The following is an 18,621-nucleotide window of genomic DNA, read 5'->3' as shown; positions in this document are numbered from 1 at the left end:
TATTATAAAACTCTGCAATGTCTATTGGCCTTGATATTTTTTATTAACAAATTTTCAAATTAATCTTTCTTTCTGACCGTTCGCTGTTCAATCCTTTTTTCAAATTTCTCACCCTGGAAAATCCTCTGGATCATGATTCCCGGAATATGAATCTGGTTAGGATCCAATTCCCCCGGCTCTACCAGTTCTTCTACTTCGGCAATGGTAATTTTCCCGGCACCGGCCATCGGATGGTTGAAATTTCTTGCCGACCCTTTGAAAATAAGGTTTCCGGCATGGTCGCCTTTCCATGCTTTTACAATAGAATAATCTGCTTTGAACGCGTGTTCCAGAATGTGAGGTTTGCCGTCGAAGTCTTTTACCTCTTTGCCTTCCGCCACTTCAGTACCAAAACCGGCAGGCGTATAGAAGGCCGGAATTCCTGCCTGTGCCGCCCTGCATTTTTCCGCCAGAGTTCCCTGTGGAGTCAGTTCAACATCCAGTTCACCGGAAAGCATCTGTCTTTCAAATTCCGCATTTTCGCCAACATAGGAGGAAATCATTTTTTTAATCTGCCGTTTATGAAGCAATAATCCCAAGCCGAAATCATCAACTCCTGCATTGTTTGAAATACAGGTAAGATATTTTACATCACTTTCTACCAAAGCATTAATTGAATTTTCAGGGATCCCGCAAAGTCCAAATCCGCCCAGCATCAGCGTCATTCCATCAGTAATCCCATCGATGGCTTCCTTTGCATTTTTTACTCTTTTATCTATCATGAAATATTAGATTTTTCTGTTGGCCTAATTTAATACTTTTTCCTTTATCTAAAAGAACGGGAATCATTTTACTGCAAGATAATTCCAGGTTCAGGGTTATGACTGATTTAAAGAGTCCTGAAATGACTCATCCAGCATTTATGATATCGTGGTCTGAATTTTGGTTACTAGTTACTACACCAATTAATACAATTAAATAAAATATTATGGAAACGAAAGACATTTCAAGAATTGCGCTCGGTGCATTTCTTATTACCGCAGGGATCGGACATCTCACCTTTGCAAGAAAAGAATTCCAGGCCCAGGTTCCAGAATGGGTTCCGCTGAAAAAAGATGACACTGTGGTGTATTCGGGAATTGCAGAGATTGCACTAGGTACGGCCATGATTGCCACTCCAAAAAAATACAGAAAAACCATGGGAAAAATTGTTGCCGGATTTTTTGCAGCCGTTCTGCCCGGAAATATTGCCCAATATAAAAACCGAAGAGACTCATTTGGACTGAATACAGATAACCAGAGGTTCGCGAGGCTTTTTATGCAGGCTCCATTGATTGCGTGGGCATTGAAATCTACGGATGACTAATATATCATACAAAAAAGGCGCGGGAAAATTAAAATTTTCCCGCGCCTTTTTTGTAATCTATTTTTAAAGGACTTTATAAATTCTTATTTAATCGTCCTTTAGAAACCCTCTCTTTCAATCAATTCTTATTGAATGATCAGTTTCAAAGTGAATAATTTTCTGGTATGGACTTTTACGAAATACACTCCTTTCGGAAGATTTTCATTTACCAGAGAGAACCGCTGGTTGTTGATGTTTTTAGATTCATACAGCAGATCTCCATTGGCCGACAGCAATTCTATTTTTTCAATAGGATAATCACTTTTAATGAAGGTCGGTTCGCCCGGTTTGCTTGGGTTCGGATATAAAACCACATTCTTTTCCGTGCTCTTCACTTCTCCCGTTCCCAGAGACGTCCCTGAAACCTGGAACTGAACCCGGTTTGAAACTTCCGTGTAGGAATCATTGGTAAACATCACCATGTAATAATTGCCCGGCGTTGTGGGAACTGCAGTTCCCTGAATTGTTTTTGTTCCTTCGGTAACTCCGTCAAAATAAGTATATGAAACGAAATTGTCATCAGGTGTTGTAACGCTTTGCGGATAAATCCCCAGCCAGTCTTTGATAATTCCCGGGGAATCCGTCCAGGAAGCCGTAATATTTTCACCTAAGGTATAAACCGGCTTATTCGTCCAGAGCTCAGTAACAATATCCCCTACTTTAAAGAAAACTTTTTCCCCTACAGATGTATATCCATCTTCAAGGAAGTATTGGGCATAATAATATCCTTTCGGAAGCCCTGTAAAGTTAAGTATTCCGGAAGCAGTAGTTACATAACTCCATTTTATGGAAGGGGTCGGTCCGGGAACCTGTCCCATTTTATAAATCCCGACCCAGTCTTTTGTTAGGTTTGGACCATTATTAAAATTAACGGCCACAGTCCCGCCCACAGGATACGCATCTGCAGTTGTGCTTAAAACAACTTTCGGTCCTACATAAAAGCTTTTTCTTGGAGCAATATCCGTATACCCATTATTGGCGAAAAATCCTGCAAAATACTGGCCTTTGTTCGGTAAGCCATTGTTAATCGTAACGGTTCCCGAAGTCTGCCCGTTGGTATATGCATAAGCCTGTGAAGTTACAGAGGCCGGAGTCTGATCTTTTTTATAAATCCCTACCCAATCCTGGTTATTTCCGGGACCGTCTGTAAAAGTTGCTGTAATGGGTTCGTTCTGAAGGTATTCAGTTTTATTTAACGTAAAAGTCGGGTTAGACACTACGCTGCCGGTCACTTCAAACTGTTTTGCATCGCTCCAGTCGCTCCATTCCAGATTCCTGTCCCGGTAGCGGACTTTTACATAATAGATCCCGTTGGTAATTGAATTGGCTGCAATGTCTGCTTTTGTAATGTCAACGTTTGCGTTCAGGTTTTTTGTAATATCGGGCGTTCCGTTTCCGTCTTTTCCGAACCAGTTTTCATAATCGCGGTACAGTTCTTTTTCAATAACAGAAAAATCTGCCGCTTTGCTGATCAGGAATTGTGTGGTGTTCAATAATTCCCCGTTTGCTGCGGAAAAAGTACTCCCGTTTAGAGTTAAAGGTAAAGTTACCGGAGCCGTAAAGGTATTGGTAACGGATGGCTTGGCAGGCTTCGGCTGGTTTTTATACCGATGAAAAGTATCAACCAGTTCATTGTATTTCTTATGGTAAACACCTCCGATTGAATACGATTCGATATCGACTTTTCCTGTGTTTACATCCACTTCAACAATCTGATATGTCCAGTCGGTCAGGGTTTTCTGAACATCGTCAAAATCCTGTTCATTGGACATTCCCCAGTACTGATCCCAGGCCGTACCGCCTGAAATAATCTGGTAATTCGGGGTATTTTTCAGCTGTCCCCTATGGTATAAATGATGATGGGCACCGACATGCATCAGGTATTTATTGGATGTTGTCAGAAGCGGCACGGCAGTATTTCTAACCCACGTCGAAATATCGCCTACATATTGTTCCGCCTGATAAGGCCTGTGGCTTAAGGAAATAATCCAATCTACCGTAGGGTCATTATTTGCCTCATTTAAAATCTGCTGAAGCCAGGTCTGCTGTGCCGCGCCCGTGTGTTCTGAGCTCAGGCTTACAAATAAAACATTTCCTGCCTGCTGCGCGTAATAATTCTCATTTCCCGAAGAAATATTTTTGTATTTGATTTCATCAATATAAAAATGAGCGTAATAGGAATTCATGCCCAGTGTTCCGTAGGTTTCGTGATTTCCCACCGTGGTCTGGATCGGAAGATACGGTGAAAGCTTGATGTTCTTTTTGAAGTGTACGTTTTCATAATGGTCCAGCGTTCCTACATCTACCTGGTCTCCTACCATAAACGTCAAGGCAATATTATCTGAAGGATCTGAATTCTGTCCAAACTTCTCCTTTAATTTTTTGTAGGCATTTAATGTTAAGGTATCATATCTCGGTTCAGCCTTGATCTGGTTGTCTCCCATGATCAGGAACCGGATTTTTCCGTTGGCTGTGGCAGCCTGCCCCGATAAGGGGAGCGTACGGAAATTATACACTGCAGATTCGCTTGTGCCGGTCTTAATTTTGTAATAATATTTTGTATTCGGCTGCAGGCCGGTAATCTTTGCCGTATGATAATAGTAATTGTTATTGTATCCGGTATCTGAAAAAATATTAGTGGTTCCGGTAACGGTAACATTCAGATTGGTAGGTGAAGTTCCGTACGTAACTGTGGTTTCATTACTGGATGCCGTTTTCCAGTTAACGATCATTGAATTAGGCGTTGGATTTTGAAGATAGGGAAATAAAGACTGTCCAAATGCCATCTGGACGACAAAAAAGAAAAAGATAAGGTAATGTTTCATAAATTTCAGTTTTAAATTGAGTTATATTTAAATTGCGGGTGACAGAATATGGAAGCCTGAACAGGGCTTTTATCACCGGGCAAAAGTATAACTGCCATATAAACTGAGCCTGATGGTAACATAAAGGAAATGTTAATTTTCAGTAAGAATAATGACTGAAATTCTGCTATTTTTAATAAACAATTGTTTTGAATATTTAAAAAGTATTTATATATTTGCAACCTGTTATTCAACCTCTGACGAAGTCCGTGTAAGTTGCTTAGCCTAAATATTTTATTTATTAATAATGGATTTATTAAAGTACGTACAAGACAAGTACATTACAAAAAAAGAATTCCCTGAATTCAAAGCTGGTGACACCATCACTGTGTATTACGAGATTAAAGAAGGCCAGAAAACAAGAACCCAGTTCTTCAAAGGGACAGTGATCCAGTTGAGAGGTGCAGGATCTACAAAGACTTTCACCATCAGAAAAATGAGCGGTGATATTGGTGTAGAAAGAGTTTTTCCGATCAACATGCCCGCTTTACAAAAAATTGAAGTTGACAGAAGAGGTAAAGTTAGAAGATCAAGAATCTACTACTTCAGAGATCTTAGAGGTAAAAAAGCGAGAATTAAAGACGCTGCTTACAAAAAGAAATAATTCAGACAACAATACATACGAAAAGAGACTGTTCAAATATGAGCAGTCTCTTTTTATTTAAATAATTTTAAGAAGCTGTTCCCGCTTTCCGCTGCAATCTTTTTCTTCAAAAAAGGATTTCCACTGCAATCGGGGCTAAGATATTGGCTCAATATTTCACTACTTTATAAAATCATACAGTGCATTCCAGAACTGATCATATACTTCAATATGCGGAAGGTGGCCCACATTTTCAATTTCAACCAGTTTCGATCCGGAGATCTGCTGCTGAGTTTTTTTACCTAATTCCTGATACTGTCCCATTTTCGCCTGCAGCTCCTTAGGCGCTCTGTCTTTTCCTATTGCCGTTCGGTCTCTGGTCCCGATAATCAGTAAGGTTGGCGTCTTAATATTTTTAAACTCATAACACACCGGCTGGTTATAGATCATGTCTGAGGTCAGGGCCGCATCCCAGGCTACTTTCGGATAATCGGGATGGATCGTCCAGCCTGCAATCAGGTCCAGCCACGGCTGATATTCAGCCTTCCATTGGTCATTATAATAAAATTTCATCTGATAGTTTTTGTATGACTCAGCTGTATTTTTCAATTCTGATTGATACGCCTCATCTATGGTCTGATAGGATGCAAAAGTCTTATAATCTTCTAGTCCGATCGGATTTTCCAAAATTAATTTCTGAACTTTTTCGGGATACTGTAAAGTAAACCGTGTGGCCACCATTCCGCCCATAGAATGCCCTAATACGATTGCTTTTTCAATTTTCAGTTCATCTAGAACCGCTTTTGTATTTTCTGCCAGCTGGGAAAAAGAAAACTGATAACTCTGCGGCTTTGAAGATTTCCCGAAACCGATCTGATCCGGAATAATCACCCTGAATCCTTTATCTGAAAGATCCCGCGCGGTTTTCTCCCAATTGGCTCCGTTAAAATTTTTCCCGTGCAGGAGCACAATGGCTTTCCCATTGGATACTTTTGGTTTTACGTCCATATAGGCCATTTTCAGATTATTATTCTGAGATTTAAAACTGAGAAAATGTACGGTGTAAGGATATTGATAATTGGTAAGCTCTGCGTCCAGAGGCTTTATCTGTGAAAAAAGACCATTAGAACCCATTGACAGCATAATGATCACAACAGTATTCTTTATATATTTCATACTCCGTATTTTAAGATCTATAAAATTAAAAAAACCGCTTCAAAAGAAACGGTTTTCATTATTATTTTTTACAGCTTTTATGATATTTCTGAAACAGCCGTTTCTTTTCTCGAAGGCAAATTCATCAGAACAATCGCAAAAAGTATCAGAGCAATGCCTACCCACTGGATAAAAACCACTTTTTCCCCCAGCAAAATAAAAGCCATGGTGACAGAAACCGGAAGTTCCAGTGAAGAAACGATGCTTCCCAAACCCAGTCCTGCATTGGGAAAACCGATGTTAAATAAAATCGGAGGGATGATGGTCCCGAACAAAGCCAGGACAAAGCCGTATTTCCATAAAATAGAATACCGGAACGTATGGATATGTTCAGTATTATCCGTAAAATTTAAATAGACTGATTTTAATCCTTCAAAATGCAGCGGCCCGATCTGAGCAAAAAACAGGAAGACAAAAATAATGACGGAACCTCCGCAAAGCATGATAATACTCTTTCTGAATACAGGCAAATGCGTTGCTAACTTATTGGATGTAAACATGGTCATGGTATAAGAAGCCGCCGCCATAAGCCCCCAGAAAACACCTTTTATATCAAGATTGATTTCCGTATTGATAAGGTTTGTTGCTAAGACGGTTCCTGTCAAAACAATAGTTACAGATATGATCTTTCTGATATTAGGCAGCTTTTTAATGATGAAACTTTCCACCACAACACTGAACCATACCGACTGCATCAGTAAAACAATCGCAATCGAAACATTGATGTATTGAACTGACAGATAATAGAATAAGCTTGTACAGCCTAATGAGGTTCCTGCCAGCATCAGATTCCTCACCTCTTTTGAGGTAGGAAAAGGTAATGGTTTCTTAGATGTCATGGTCCGGATAAAATTCAACAGCAAGAGTCCTATCAAACCCAGAACAAATTGAGAGGTGGTAACTTCCGAAGTGGTATACCCTTCCTGATAAGCGAGCTTCACAAAAGTTGCCAGCATACCGTAGATGCTTGCCCCGATGCCTACAAATAAAACCCCTTTCAGTATATTCTTCTTCATAATTCTTATTTCAGCCTGCAAAGGTACAACTTTTCATTAAGAATTGTTGTTGCTGCAAAGCTATAAAGAAACCCGGCACAAGCTTCGCTTGTGTCGGGTTTAGATTATCTTATGGTATTTATTTATTACTTTTTGATAAGAAGTTTAGTCGCAGCATCAATACCAATTCCTTTTACTTTTACCATATAGGTTCCGTTAATCAGTTTATCTGTAGAAATGGCTTTCTTACCATCCGGAGAAATTTTGTCTTCGGAAGAAACCAGTTTTCCGGACATATCATAAATTTCCACACTTGCTTTCCCTAACGTTTTATCCGGGAAGTTAATAAAGAATTCGTTTTTGGCAGGATTCGGATAAATTGAAATGGTAGTATTTTTTACTCCATTCACTTCATCCGTTGCCAGTACGCAGTCTGCCGGTACACTAAGATCCTGTACCTGATCATTGATGTTCGTTTTAGATCCGGCAGAAGCATTTACCCCTAATCCTCTTTTTGCGAAGGTTCTCCAGATCATACATCGGTCTGCTCCTTGAGTGGTTGCCAGTTCAGCTTGTAAAATCGCATCTCTACCATTGATAAAAGTAGGATTACAGACCTGCAGCTTTAATGCATCTGTAACCAGCTGAAGTACTCTAGAACTTCCGTTTGTTGTATTTGCGGTAACATCTGAGGAATATCCGTACTTGGCAACATACTGCCAATGAAGATCCCATAACATCGTGGCCCAGATAAACCCTATCGAATGAACATCAGGAACAACTTGACCGCTTGAGTTAGTATATTGCATACCATTTGTATCAGTATAAGTATAGTCATTAACAGCAAAATCCGGAGAATATTTGGCAGGTCTGATACCTTCCCCGGAAGATAGCTGTCCGGCAGCATAGGTAGCCATTCCTCTCGGAACTGATGCATTGTCTCCTGGCTTATTAGTCAGCATTAAAGCAAAAAAGTCTGACCAACCTTCTCCCATCTGTTCTTTATCTGCTGCAGAATTTAGACAACCCGCACCGGTACCTGTCAATCGATTGGATATTCCATGCCCATATTCGTGAACTACAATACCGTTATCAAAACTTCCATCCGGAGTAACACTGGTGGCAGGATCATCTTTTAATGTAACATTAACGACTGTATTGGCAGAAAGCTGGTTTTTGATATATTCGCCTTCTGTATTTGTGATAAGCACGGAAGGTATGGTTATAGTGGCATCAACACCGGACATCCCACCTATTGTATTGCCATTGGCCGTATTGTTATAAATAATTACGGCATTTGCACCGGCATCCTGTGCATTTTTAACTTTCACTGTAAACGAACAGATTCCCCTCTCTACCAAGCCTATTTTCCCAGTAAGTGATCCTGCCGGTATTGCTGTGCATCCATCCAACACTGAAGACAATTGAACATTCCCTGTAACACCTGTAGCGTCAAGAGCATTACCAAACTGAGCAACCCCTACAGCCGGCTGGCGCGGTACGGCTATACTTGGTGCATTGTAGAAAAATAATCTGTTTACAGTACTCCAAATATACATCTGCATTCTTGGCCTAGTACCATCTTGTGGACTCGAAAAATTTGCATTATTCATATCTGTACCGTCTTGTGCTTCCGCTAATACATAATCTCCTTCAACCCCACCTAATCCGAAGTTTTTGTTCTGAAAGTTCCTTGCTGCAGAAGTAAATCCAAATTTGTAAAATACATCATGAACCTTATTATTTATATAAAATAAATTTGTAATCGATGCATTTTGATTAGTAAATGTATCTCCATTAATACTAAAAGGAAAATTAAAATTTCGTAAACTTCCACCATCAGGAGAAATACCCGGCAGATTCGAGGCTGCAGTATCTTCATAAGCATATACATTATTACCTCTTGTAGTTGTATAATGAGTTGTTCCGTCATAATGCCATCCTTCTGGTGATGATGCAAGAATCCAAGGATTATTAACCACAGATCTTGACCCGAATGTAGGAGCTTCTATCGGTAACGGAAAGATATTATATGATGCATTATCGGGGGCTAAAAATGAAGCTGTTTGCTGAACCTGATTTATGGGTCCAACAAAATCATTATGGGCATGGGAATAATCATGAGAATAAGCATCATGATGGAAATTACACGATAAGTTCAAATCAAGTTTGCTGATTATATTTCCGTTAGCAGCATCTACTAAAATATCCCAGTAGCTCGGAGAATCCGGCTCAGGAAGAGAAAACTGATAGGCCAATTTTAAAATGCCTGCATCTTCCACATATACGAGTCTTTGTTTAGCAAATTTTGCATTTTCCAGTTCAGGATCATTAAAACCCAGAATCGGATAGGTTTCTACTTTTTGTTTTTGCAGATTTTGTGCAATTTTCTGTAAGGCTGTCATTTTATTGACAGAAACATTATTTGATCCTGCTGACTGATAATCTTTTAAAAAGGTATCTGCATAATAGATTACTTTATTATCCCTAATTAATACAGTTCCTTCGGCATTATACACAGGAAAACCATTATAGATCTGCTGAAATTTCACAACATTACCGTTAAGGGATTTTGACGCATCCACATTTCCTAAGATGAAATTGGTAAGATCAGATTTTTTATATTCCCTGATTTTATTTTGAGAAATATAATCTTTAATCAACTTCTCATTGTCTTGTCCGAATAAAACTGAAGGAATGATTGTAGAAACTACAAACAGAAGGGGTAAAACTACTTTTTTCATATACATTAATAAAGGCGCTAATCTACAAATATTTAATAATAAAATAATATTTTATTTAAAAATAACTCTACTTTATTTTATTCATAAGTAATTGTTATATGATAATGATTATTTTTTTCCTTGTCAGCATATTTATATATAATGTAAGTATCTAAGCTTTTCAAATAAAAAAGCCACTCAAATAAATGAGTGGCTCGGTATTATAAATGGATTAAAGATTATTTACCTTCTTCCATTTTTCTTTTCAATTCTGCTAATGCATCGATATCTCCAAGAGTTGATCTTTCTTCATTATTTGATGAAGATGACATGTTATTGTTGTTAGATCTGTTGTTGTTATTTTCTCTAGCATTCTTTTTCTCTTCGTCTCTGAAGATTCCTGTGTGAGAAACGACTACTCTCTTAAATTCTTTGTTGAATTCGATTACTTTGAAATCGGCTTCTTCACCTTTTTTGATTTTGGATCCGTCTTCTTTCTCTAATAATCTTGAAGGGCAGAATGCCTCAACCTCAACATCTTCAAACTGTACGGAAGCACCTTTATCATGTACTTCTACCGCTTTACCTGCATGGATTGTTCCTTCAGCATATTTAGTTTCGAATGCATCCCACGGGTTATCCGTCAATTGTTTGTGACCTAAAGATAATCTTCTTGCCTGGATATCCAGTTCAAGAACGATAACATCTAATTTATCACCAACTGCACAGAACTCAGAAGGGTGCTTGATTTTCTTAGTCCAAGAAAGATCAGAGATGTAGATCAATCCGTCGATACCTTCTTCTAGTTCTACAAATACACCGAAGTTGGTAAAGTTTCTTACCGTTCCTACATGCTTGGATCCTACAGGATATTTAGCTTCGATATTTTCCCATGGATCTTTGTTCAATTGCTTGATACCAAGAGAGATCTTTCTGTCTTCTCTGTCTAAAGTCAATACTTCAGCTTCTACTTCATCCCCTACTTTTACAAAGTCACCTGCAGATCTTAAGTGAGTAGACCAAGACATTTCAGAAACGTGGATCAATCCTTCTACACCTGGAGCGATCTCAACGAATGCACCATAGTCAGCAAGAACTACTACTTTTCCTTTTACTTTATCACCAACTTTCATATCAGCAGAAAGAGCATCCCAAGGATGAGCCTCTAACTGCTTCATACCTAACTGGATTCTTGTTTTCTCGTCATCAAAGTCAAGGATAACCACTTTCACAGTCTGTCCGTCCTCAAGGATTTCAGACGGGTGGTTCACTCTAGACCAAGAAAGGTCTGTAATGTGGATCAATCCGTCTACACCACCAAGGTCTACGAATACACCATAAGAAGTAATATTCTTAACAGTACCTTCAAGAACCTGACCTTTTTCAAGTTGCGCGATGATTTCTTTTTTCTGACCTTCGATATCGGCTTCGATCAATGCTTTGTGAGATACCACTACGTTTTTGAACTCAGGATTGATTTTCACAACTTTGAACTCCATCGTTTTACCTACAAACTGATCGTAATCTTTAATTGGCTTAACGTCAATCTGAGAACCAGGTAAGAATGCTTCGATTCCATGTACGTCAACGATCATACCTCCTTTAGTTCTTGATTTTACAAAACCGTTTACGATTTCTCCAGTTTCGTGAAGTTCGTTTACTCTGTCCCAAGCTTTAAGCGTTCTTGCTTTTCTGTGAGACAACTGTAATTGTCCGGTTTTGTCTTCTCTTCTGTCAACCATTACTTCTACCTCGTCACCTACGCTAAGGCCCTGGTTGTAACGGAATTCGTTAAGAGAGATAACACCTTCAGATTTGAAGTTGATGTCTACGATTGCTTCTTTGTCAGTTAATCTTACAACTCTTCCCACCAAAACGTCATTATCGCTCAGGTTATTAAGAGATCCGTTGTAGATTTCTTCTAAATCGCTTTTTTCTTTTCTCGCATCTGCATCAAGACCAGATTCGAAAGAATCCCAGTCAAATTGTTCCGGTGCTACGTTTTGGTTTAATAAAACCTCTGCTGAATTTGTCTCTTTTGACATTTTCTAATAAAATTTGTATTCCTTCTTTTTTAATGGTCTGAATCAATGTGGATGTAAAAAATACGGAAGTAATTAATTTATAATAATTTACCTTTTCAAACCTCGCCCACAAAAAGTGGTGCAAAGATATGAAAAATTACCATAAGTCGTTTTATTTTTCAAATGTACTTTCTAAAATGTCTTTAAATTCATTTTCATTTCCATAATTATAGAATGGCAATGCGGTAATCTCGTATGTATTGGTATGGATTTTCTCTCATTTCCTATAAGATATGTCCCTTTAGGCTCTATGAATACCTAAAATGTTAATTTTTGATTATGAAATTTCATTGAAAATTATCATTATATGAATCCGTTATTTCCCGTATTGTACGGCGGATCAATATAAATCAGCTTTACCTTTCCGGCAAATTCTTTCTTTAGGGAGTGCAGTGCAAGGAGATTGTTTCCTTTAATGATTAGATTATCGGTGATGGTTCCGTTTTTGTTCCGTTTGAAAATAGATTCTTCATTTTCTTCAGAATGACAGCTCTGATTTTCGCCGTTTTTATCAAATCTTTTGGCGTTAGTAAGAACTTTCGGATCCAGCAATTCAGTGATTTCATCCTGTGCCAGGGTTTCGTTAAAGAAAATCTCTTCTCTTTTATCCTCTTCCCGGCTTTGTCCGCCTTCTAAAACACAGTCTTTAAACGGCCAGACCAATGCCACTTCATTTCGCTGTTTTAAATATTTGCCGTCAATGGCCAGACCAACTTTATTTTTAAATTGAGTGTAACTGTCGTTAAGATAATTTTTCTGCTCAAGAAACTGGATGAAAAGGTTTTGTTTGAAAACCAGAGTATCTTTCAGCCTAATGAAAAACTTTTCTTTCAGATCAGGATCATCCAATAATAAGCTGATCAATTCCTCATCAAAATTCTGAGCTTTATTGAACAGTACCTATTTTTTGATTTTGCTGTTATCTGTAACATAATTGGGATCTTTTCTGAGTTGGATTCGAGGGTTTGATAGAGTTTCATTTTTTCCGGTTATTAGAAATTAATAATCCCAAATGTACTATTAGTAGGTAGCCGATTATGACGGGTTCCCGTAATTCAAATAAATAGTGAATGTAATTTCTATAAAAAACAAAATCAATTACCTTTGCAAAATGGAATTAGAATCAATTTATCAGAAACTGCAGATTCAGGATATGAACCAGATGCAGAAATCTACCTATAAAACCACTGAGAATAATCAGGATGTCGTTCTGCTCTCTCCTACCGGATCGGGGAAAACGCTTGCCTTTTTATTTCCTGTTCTCCGAACCCTTAAAAAAGAGGCTTCAGGAATCCAGGCATTGATTCTGGTTCCTGCAAGAGAGCTGGCTCTGCAGATTGAGCAGGTTTTCAAATCGATGGGAATGGATTTTAAAGTTTCTGTAGCTTATGGAGGCCATGATAAAAAGATTGAAGTCAATAACCTAATTGAAGCGCCGGCGGTTTTGATCGGAACTCCGGGAAGAATCGTCTATCATTTAAGAAATAACAATTTTGATCCTAAAACCATCCAAACTCTGGTACTGGATGAGTTTGACAAAGCACTGGAACTGGGTTTCCACGAAGATATGGAATTTATTTCCAACTCCCTGAAAGGCCTTTCACAAAGAATTTTAACGTCTGCCACGGCGATGGATGAAATTCCAAAATTTACAGGCCTTAAAAATGAAAAAATCATTGATTTTTTAAAATTAAGTGAAGTAAAACCGGATATTCAGCTAAGAAAAGTAATGACGATTTCTGAGGAGAAATTGGATACTCTATTTAATCTGATCTGTAAAATAGGGAATAAAAGAACGTTGATTTTCTGTAATCACCGCGAAGCTGTTGACCGTATTTCTGATCTTTTAGCTGAAAAAGGAATCGACAGGGAAACCTTCCACGGCGGAATGGAACAGGATGAAAGAGAACGTGCCCTATTGAAGTTCAGAAATGATTCAGCGAGAATCCTCATTACTACCGATCTGGCTTCAAGAGGCCTGGACGTTCCGGAAGTAGAATCAATTGTTCATTATCAATTGCCGTCAAAAGAAGATGCTTTTATCCACAGGAACGGCCGTACAGCCAGAATGAATGCAAAAGGGTTCGCTTATTTAATTATGACTGCGGAAGAGAATTTCCCCTTTATCAAAAACGATACGCCGGAGGAAAGTGTTGAAGGCTTTACTAAAATTCCGGAGAAAACGCCGTTTCAGACGGTGTACATCAGTGCCGGAAAGAAAGATAAAGTAAATAAAGTGGATATTGTAGGATATTTAATTAAAAAAGGGGAGCTTCAGAAAGAAGATATAGGCCTGATTGAAGTGAAAGACACCACTTCCTATGTTGCGGTTTCCAGAGACAAAGTGAATGCCCTATTAAGAAAGCTGAGCCATGAGAAACTGAAAGGCAAAAAAATAAAAATGGAAGTTGCGTATTAATCAGATGACGGATTTTTATAACTGTCAGGATTATTTAAATGTTGTCTGAAGGCAATGTTTATTTTAATAAAAAAAGCGGGCTAAAGCCCGCTTTTTTTATTATCTTTTATTGATAATATATTATTTATTATTTGGTACCTTTTACTTTTGTGGGTAAGGTATATACTGATTTTGATGCCGTAATAAAGAGAACTTCATTATGTTCCCCTCCGAACGTCACATTGGAGGTCCAGTCTTCTTTGATCGGAATATGATAGATCTTTTTTCCTTCCCGGTTAAAAACGTGAACGCCGTCCCCTGTTAAATAAAGATTTCCGTGTTTGTCCAGCGTCATCCCATCTGAACCCATTTCACAGAACAGTTTCTTTTCCGATAATTTACCTTCTTCTAAAATATCATATTCATAGGTCTTTCCGGCATCGATATCAGAAACATACAGCTTTTTGAATTTTTCGCTTCCTACGATTCCGTTAGGCTGTTTAAAGGTTTCAATTTTCTTCACTTCGCCTTCTTTGCTTCTGTAATAAAGGCTTTTATGCAGCGTTTCCTGTTTAAAATCTATCCAGTAGTCTCTTTCGTACAGCGGATCTGTAAAATACATCCCGCCATGGGCATCGTTCCAGATGTCATTAGGGCCATTCAGCCTTTTACCTTCAAAGTGGTTCAGCAGAACTTCTGTTTTTTTATCTTTTGAAATTTTCCAGATTTCTCCTTTATGGTCAGAGCAGGTAATAAGATAACCGTCTTTGTCGAAATGCATCCCATTGGCACGGCCTGTCTGGCTCATGAACTCGTTCACCGTATTGGTTTTCCAGTTCCAGTAATAAATCTTGTCATTGGGCTGGTCGGTAAAATATACATTTCCTTCTTTATCCGAAGTCGGACCTTCTGTAAAGCTGAATTTGTCCGAAATTTTCTCCGGCTGACGATCTTCATAAAACATATTGCTTGTATTTACTGATTTGCAGTTAAGCAATACGAAAACCAAACCAATATAACCCGTACGCAGGATATTCTTCATACTCCATTCTATTTGAGATGTAAATTTACGATTATTTCTTATTTTGAAATCGGAAACAAATTAAAAATTCCATAAGCTGTAATTTTAAGTAAGCAAGATTGTTTCGGTTTAATATTTCTATAGACCCGTCGGTTTGCCTTTTATGATCAGCTGAAACCCACTTTTTCCATGCCTTATTGATCCTTAAATTTAAAAAATATTTATCTTTGGGGATTAGATTCCAACAATGAAGATCAATTTACCCGATAAACTGTATTATTCCATAGGAGAAGTGGCAAAGGCATTTGATGTGAATGCTTCACTGATACGGTATTGGGAGCAGGAATTCCCGATCATTAAACCCAAAAAAAACAAAAAAGGCAATCGGTATTTCACTCCGGAAGACATTAAAAACCTTCAGATGATCTACCATCTGGTAAAAGAAAAAGGCTACACCCTGGACGGAGCCAAAGTTGCGCTTACCACTAACAGCAGGATCTCGGAAACCATTACACTGATTGACAGGCTGGAATTTGTTAAGGCCGAACTGCTCAAACTGAAGGATTCCTTGGTAGAGAAAGATCGTGAATAGTTAAAAATTTTAATCCATTATCTTTTAACAGTTTATTTTTTAAAGTATTTAAACTGAATGTATAGATTGAAATAATTCAATTACTGTTGACTTATTGCTTAATATTTTATAAAATGATTAAGTTTAGGCAATGAAAAAGATCTATTACCAAAAGCTGGCCTTTATGGGAATGATTCTGGTCATTCTCTTTGCCTTTCAAAATTATACCGGTACGGAAAAAGAAGATTTTTCCGAAGTGAAATTTATAACGTCCAGCCCTGTTCTGTTATCTCTTACAGAATTCGACCCGAATGAACTGGATGAAAAACAATGGCAGAACTTAGGATTTACCGAAAAGCAGACGGCAACCATCCTTAATTATAAAAAGATTGTCGGCGGAAAGTTTATTTCCAAAGAGCAGTTCAAAAAATGTTTTGCGGTTTCGGAAGAAAAATTCGGTGAACTTAAGACGTTTATTATGCTTCCGGAAACCAATAAGGAAGCTAAATCGAAGAATTTTAAAGCCTTCCGGAAAACATCGATCACCATTCCCGGAACATTCAATCCTGATGATTATACTGAAAATGACTGGATGAAAATGGGCTTCAGTGAACGACAGGCCTCAGCAATTTTAAAATATAAAAGTTTCCTGGGAGGAAGTTTTGTAAGCAAAGAAAAGTTTAAGGAATGTTTTATCATTAATGAAGAAAATTATAAAATGCTTGCCCCTTATCTGATACTCCCGGAAAAAACGCCTAACACCTTCAGAAAGTATTCAAAATCTTTCGAATCGAAAAAAACAAAGGTTCAGTATCATGCATTTGATCCCAATACAACAGACCTTGACGGATGGAAATCTTTTGGATTTTCCGATAAACAGGCGCAGACTATTGTCAATTACAGGGACCGGAACCTGAAAGGCAGCTTTAAAAACCTGGAAGATATTCAGAAATGCTTTGTGATTTCTACTGAAAAGTTTGAGGAACTGAAACCGTATATACAACTGAATCCATCCACTGCCAGCAGGAGTAACAATGTTCAGAAAGCTGAAATCCAACAGGAAAAAACGGATTTTTCAAAAACAGATCTTAATACCATTACGTTTAAGCAGCTTCTGGAATTCGGTCTGGATGAAAGGAGCGCGGGTTCTATAATCGGGTTCAGGAAAAAGCTGGGTGGGTTTGTTAATAAAGAACAGATCCTGACCACTTACAATATTGATATTGAACTGGTCAAAAAACTGCTATCCACAGCACCATTGAATACGGCTGATGTCCCGAAATATACGTTAACAGAGGCCCCGGAAGAATGGCTGAAAAATCATCCTTATTTTAAATATTCCGCCGATAAAATTATTTTTTACCGCCTAAGCGAAAAAGATGAAAGGAAAATCTGGAAGTTGCTGAAAGTAAAGCCGGAATATGAAGCGAGAATGAAACTGTATTTAAAATGAAACCTTGTCAGGGTTTAGAACCCTGACAAGGTTGTTCCTCTCAGTTAAAGGTTTTGCTTGAGCCTTCCAGCATTTTATTCAAAGCGGCAAGCTCTTCTTCGGTAAGGTCCCGCCATTTTCCAACAGGAAGGTCTAGTTTGATATTCAGAACCCGGATGCGTTTCAGTTTTTTCACTTCATAGCCTAGGTATTCGCACATCCTGCGGATCTGGCGGTTCAGTCCCTGGGTCAGTACAATCCGGAAATTCATTTCATCAATTTTTTCCACTTCACATTTTTTGGTGACCGTATCTAAAATCGGGATGCCATTCCTCATCTTATCCAGAAATTTCGGAGTGATCGGTTTGTCCACTCTTACAATATACTCTTTACCGTGGTTGTTTCTTGAGCGTAGAATCTTGTTTACGATATCACCGTCGCTGGTTAGAAGAATCAGCCCTTCACTCGGCTTATCCAGTCTTCCGACCGGAAAGATTCTTTTTGGATGGTTAATATACTCAATGATATTATTTTGTTCACGCTTGATGTCGGTCGTACATACAACACCTACAGGCTTATTGAAAGCAATGTATACATGCTTTTCTTCCGGGTCGCGGATGGGTTTCCCGTCCACTTCTATGACATCTTCATCTGAAACTTTCGTTCCCATTTCCGGAACTGTTCCGTTGATGGTGATTCTCCCCTCCTCCAGCAGTTTGTCTGCTGCCCTTCTGGAGCAGTACCCTGCTTCCGATAAATATTTGTTAATCCGTGTTTTTTCCATTAATCTTCTCCGTAACCGGTATAATTTTTATTGCTGAAAATAGTAATTCCGTAGCTCAGTCCGATAAAAAAAGGATTGACCCCACCTAATTTATAGCCTTCCAGAACCACGCCGCCTTCCTGACTCAGCCTTTTGGAATAAGACACCTGGATTCCCAGCCTGGCTCCCCAGAATTCAGAATCGGAAACAACCGCATTATTAAGCTGTTTGCCATAATTCAGCTCAATGAAAAACGGACGGTCTCCCGGATTAAAAATAATCTTAGGTTGTATGACAGCATAGACCAAATGATAATTATTCTCTATAAAACTGTATCTGAAGCCGCCTCCCAAAGCAAAATTCGGAAGAAAATGATACCCTCCGATAGCAGTCACTCCATAGGTAAGCTTTTTCGGGGGCTGAGGCTGAATGTATTGGGTTGTATTCGGAACTTCTTTTTCTCTGGCTAAATTGAATCCGACATGTGCTGACGGATTAAAATAAAATCCCATCATCGGCTTTGTTGCCTGCTGTGAGAAAAAGACCAGGGAGCTGCAGAAAAACATCAGTAAAAATATTTTTTTCATT

Annotated in this window: 15 protein-coding genes; 5 read left to right on the top strand and 10 right to left on the bottom strand. The window is 38.5% G+C overall.

The genetic code is table 11. The features are described 5' to 3' along the window. Positions 1-59 precede the first annotated feature (59 nt). A complete protein-coding gene (locus H561_RS0106900) occupies positions 60-761 on the bottom strand; it encodes a CoA transferase subunit A (protein WP_027386342.1) in 702 nt (233 codons plus the stop codon). 206 nt (positions 762-967) lie between these two features. Between H561_RS0106900 and H561_RS0106895 the strand changes: the two genes are divergently transcribed. Further along, complete coding sequence (locus tag H561_RS0106895; protein WP_027386341.1) at positions 968-1,345, top strand: DoxX family protein; 378 nt, start codon at positions 968-970, stop codon at positions 1,343-1,345. Between the two features lie 125 nt (positions 1,346-1,470). On the opposite strand, the gene H561_RS0106890 is transcribed toward H561_RS0106895, so the two are convergent. After that, positions 1,471-4,209 carry a fibronectin type III domain-containing protein gene (locus H561_RS0106890; RefSeq protein ID WP_027386340.1) on the bottom strand — a complete coding sequence of 913 codons (2,739 nt, stop codon included), beginning with the start codon at positions 4,207-4,209 and terminating at the stop codon, positions 1,471-1,473. Positions 4,210-4,495: 286 nt separating this feature from the next. Between H561_RS0106890 and rplS the strand changes: the two genes are divergently transcribed. After that, entirely contained in the window at positions 4,496-4,852 is a 357-nt protein-coding gene (gene rplS, locus H561_RS0106885) for a 50S ribosomal protein L19 (RefSeq protein WP_027386339.1), read from the top strand. Between the two features lie 159 nt (positions 4,853-5,011). Here rplS and H561_RS0106880 read toward each other — a convergent pair whose 3' ends face one another. From H561_RS0106880 to H561_RS0106860, 5 genes are all read right to left on the bottom strand, one after another. Next, a complete protein-coding gene (locus tag H561_RS0106880; RefSeq protein ID WP_027386338.1) occupies positions 5,012-6,007 on the bottom strand; it encodes an alpha/beta fold hydrolase in 996 nt (331 codons plus the stop codon). 77 nt (positions 6,008-6,084) lie between these two features. Beyond that, positions 6,085-7,065, bottom strand: coding sequence for an EamA family transporter (locus H561_RS0106875; RefSeq protein ID WP_027386337.1), 981 nt, complete (start codon positions 7,063-7,065; stop codon positions 6,085-6,087). A gap of 122 nt (positions 7,066-7,187) precedes the next feature. Further along, entirely contained in the window at positions 7,188-9,785 is a 2,598-nt protein-coding gene (locus H561_RS0106870; RefSeq protein ID WP_155845755.1) for a T9SS-dependent M36 family metallopeptidase, read from the bottom strand. Positions 9,786-10,003: 218 nt separating this feature from the next. After that, entirely contained in the window at positions 10,004-11,809 is a 1,806-nt protein-coding gene (gene rpsA, locus H561_RS0106865; protein WP_027386335.1) for a 30S ribosomal protein S1, read from the bottom strand. 342 nt (positions 11,810-12,151) lie between these two features. Then, the gene (locus tag H561_RS0106860) at positions 12,152-12,712 is read right to left on the bottom strand and encodes a site-specific DNA-methyltransferase (RefSeq protein ID WP_228372237.1); all 561 of its coding nucleotides are present in this window, start codon (positions 12,710-12,712) and stop codon (positions 12,152-12,154) included. A 247-nt stretch (positions 12,713-12,959) separates the two neighbouring features. Between H561_RS0106860 and H561_RS0106855 the strand changes: the two genes are divergently transcribed. Further along, a complete protein-coding gene (locus H561_RS0106855; protein ID WP_027386333.1) occupies positions 12,960-14,267 on the top strand; it encodes a DEAD/DEAH box helicase in 1,308 nt (435 codons plus the stop codon). Between the two features lie 127 nt (positions 14,268-14,394). Here the strand turns inward: H561_RS0106855 and H561_RS0106850 are convergent, their stop codons facing one another. Next, positions 14,395-15,288, bottom strand: a complete 894-nt coding sequence (locus H561_RS0106850; RefSeq protein WP_027386332.1) for an SMP-30/gluconolactonase/LRE family protein — start codon at positions 15,286-15,288, stop codon at positions 14,395-14,397. Positions 15,289-15,514: 226 nt separating this feature from the next. On the opposite strand from H561_RS0106850, the gene H561_RS0106845 reads away from it, so the two are divergent. Both H561_RS0106845 and H561_RS0106840 read left to right on the top strand, forming a co-directional pair. Beyond that, the gene (locus H561_RS0106845; RefSeq protein ID WP_027386331.1) at positions 15,515-15,859 is read left to right on the top strand and encodes a MerR family transcriptional regulator; all 345 of its coding nucleotides are present in this window, start codon (positions 15,515-15,517) and stop codon (positions 15,857-15,859) included. Between the two features lie 130 nt (positions 15,860-15,989). Beyond that, positions 15,990-17,291 (top strand): helix-hairpin-helix domain-containing protein, encoded by a 1,302-nt coding sequence (locus H561_RS0106840; protein ID WP_027386330.1) that lies wholly within the window; start codon positions 15,990-15,992, stop codon positions 17,289-17,291. A gap of 40 nt (positions 17,292-17,331) precedes the next feature. Here H561_RS0106840 and rluF read toward each other — a convergent pair whose 3' ends face one another. Next, a complete protein-coding gene (gene rluF, locus H561_RS0106835) occupies positions 17,332-18,054 on the bottom strand; it encodes a 23S rRNA pseudouridine(2604) synthase RluF (RefSeq protein ID WP_027386329.1) in 723 nt (240 codons plus the stop codon). Next, the gene (locus tag H561_RS23260) at positions 18,054-18,620 is read right to left on the bottom strand and encodes a hypothetical protein (protein ID WP_051349324.1); all 567 of its coding nucleotides are present in this window, start codon (positions 18,618-18,620) and stop codon (positions 18,054-18,056) included. The genes rluF and H561_RS23260 overlap by 1 nt, the downstream gene beginning before the upstream one ends. Position 18,621 lies beyond the last annotated feature (1 nt).

Source organism: Chryseobacterium gregarium DSM 19109, assembly GCF_000430845.1.
Classification (GTDB): domain Bacteria; phylum Bacteroidota; class Bacteroidia; order Flavobacteriales; family Weeksellaceae; genus Chryseobacterium; species Chryseobacterium gregarium.
This window is presented reverse-complemented; position numbering and strand designations above follow the sequence as displayed.

Bases quoted from the DNA above. Each gene is read 5' to 3' on its own strand.
- H561_RS0106900 (WP_027386342.1), bottom strand. From the start codon at position 761: ATGATAGATAAAAGAGTAAAAAATGCAAAGGAAGCCATCGATGGGATT.
- rpsA (WP_027386335.1), bottom strand. From the start codon at position 11,809: ATGTCAAAAGAGACAAATTCAGCAGAGGTTTTATTAAACCAAAACGTA.
- H561_RS0106855 (WP_027386333.1), top strand. From the start codon at position 12,960: ATGGAATTAGAATCAATTTATCAGAAACTGCAGATTCAGGATATGAAC.
- H561_RS23260 (WP_051349324.1), bottom strand. From the start codon at position 18,620: ATGAAAAAAATATTTTTACTGATGTTTTTCTGCAGCTCCCTGGTCTTT.
- rplS (WP_027386339.1), top strand. From the start codon at position 4,496: ATGGATTTATTAAAGTACGTACAAGACAAGTACATTACAAAAAAAGAA.
- H561_RS0106850 (WP_027386332.1), bottom strand. From the start codon at position 15,288: ATGAAGAATATCCTGCGTACGGGTTATATTGGTTTGGTTTTCGTATTG.
- H561_RS0106870 (WP_155845755.1), bottom strand. From the start codon at position 9,785: ATGAAAAAAGTAGTTTTACCCCTTCTGTTTGTAGTTTCTACAATCATT.
- rluF (WP_027386329.1), bottom strand. From the start codon at position 18,054: ATGGAAAAAACACGGATTAACAAATATTTATCGGAAGCAGGGTACTGC.
- H561_RS0106895 (WP_027386341.1), top strand. From the start codon at position 968: ATGGAAACGAAAGACATTTCAAGAATTGCGCTCGGTGCATTTCTTATT.
- H561_RS0106845 (WP_027386331.1), top strand. From the start codon at position 15,515: ATGAAGATCAATTTACCCGATAAACTGTATTATTCCATAGGAGAAGTG.
- H561_RS0106890 (WP_027386340.1), bottom strand. From the start codon at position 4,209: ATGAAACATTACCTTATCTTTTTCTTTTTTGTCGTCCAGATGGCATTT.
- H561_RS0106840 (WP_027386330.1), top strand. From the start codon at position 15,990: ATGAAAAAGATCTATTACCAAAAGCTGGCCTTTATGGGAATGATTCTG.
- H561_RS0106880 (WP_027386338.1), bottom strand. From the start codon at position 6,007: ATGAAATATATAAAGAATACTGTTGTGATCATTATGCTGTCAATGGGT.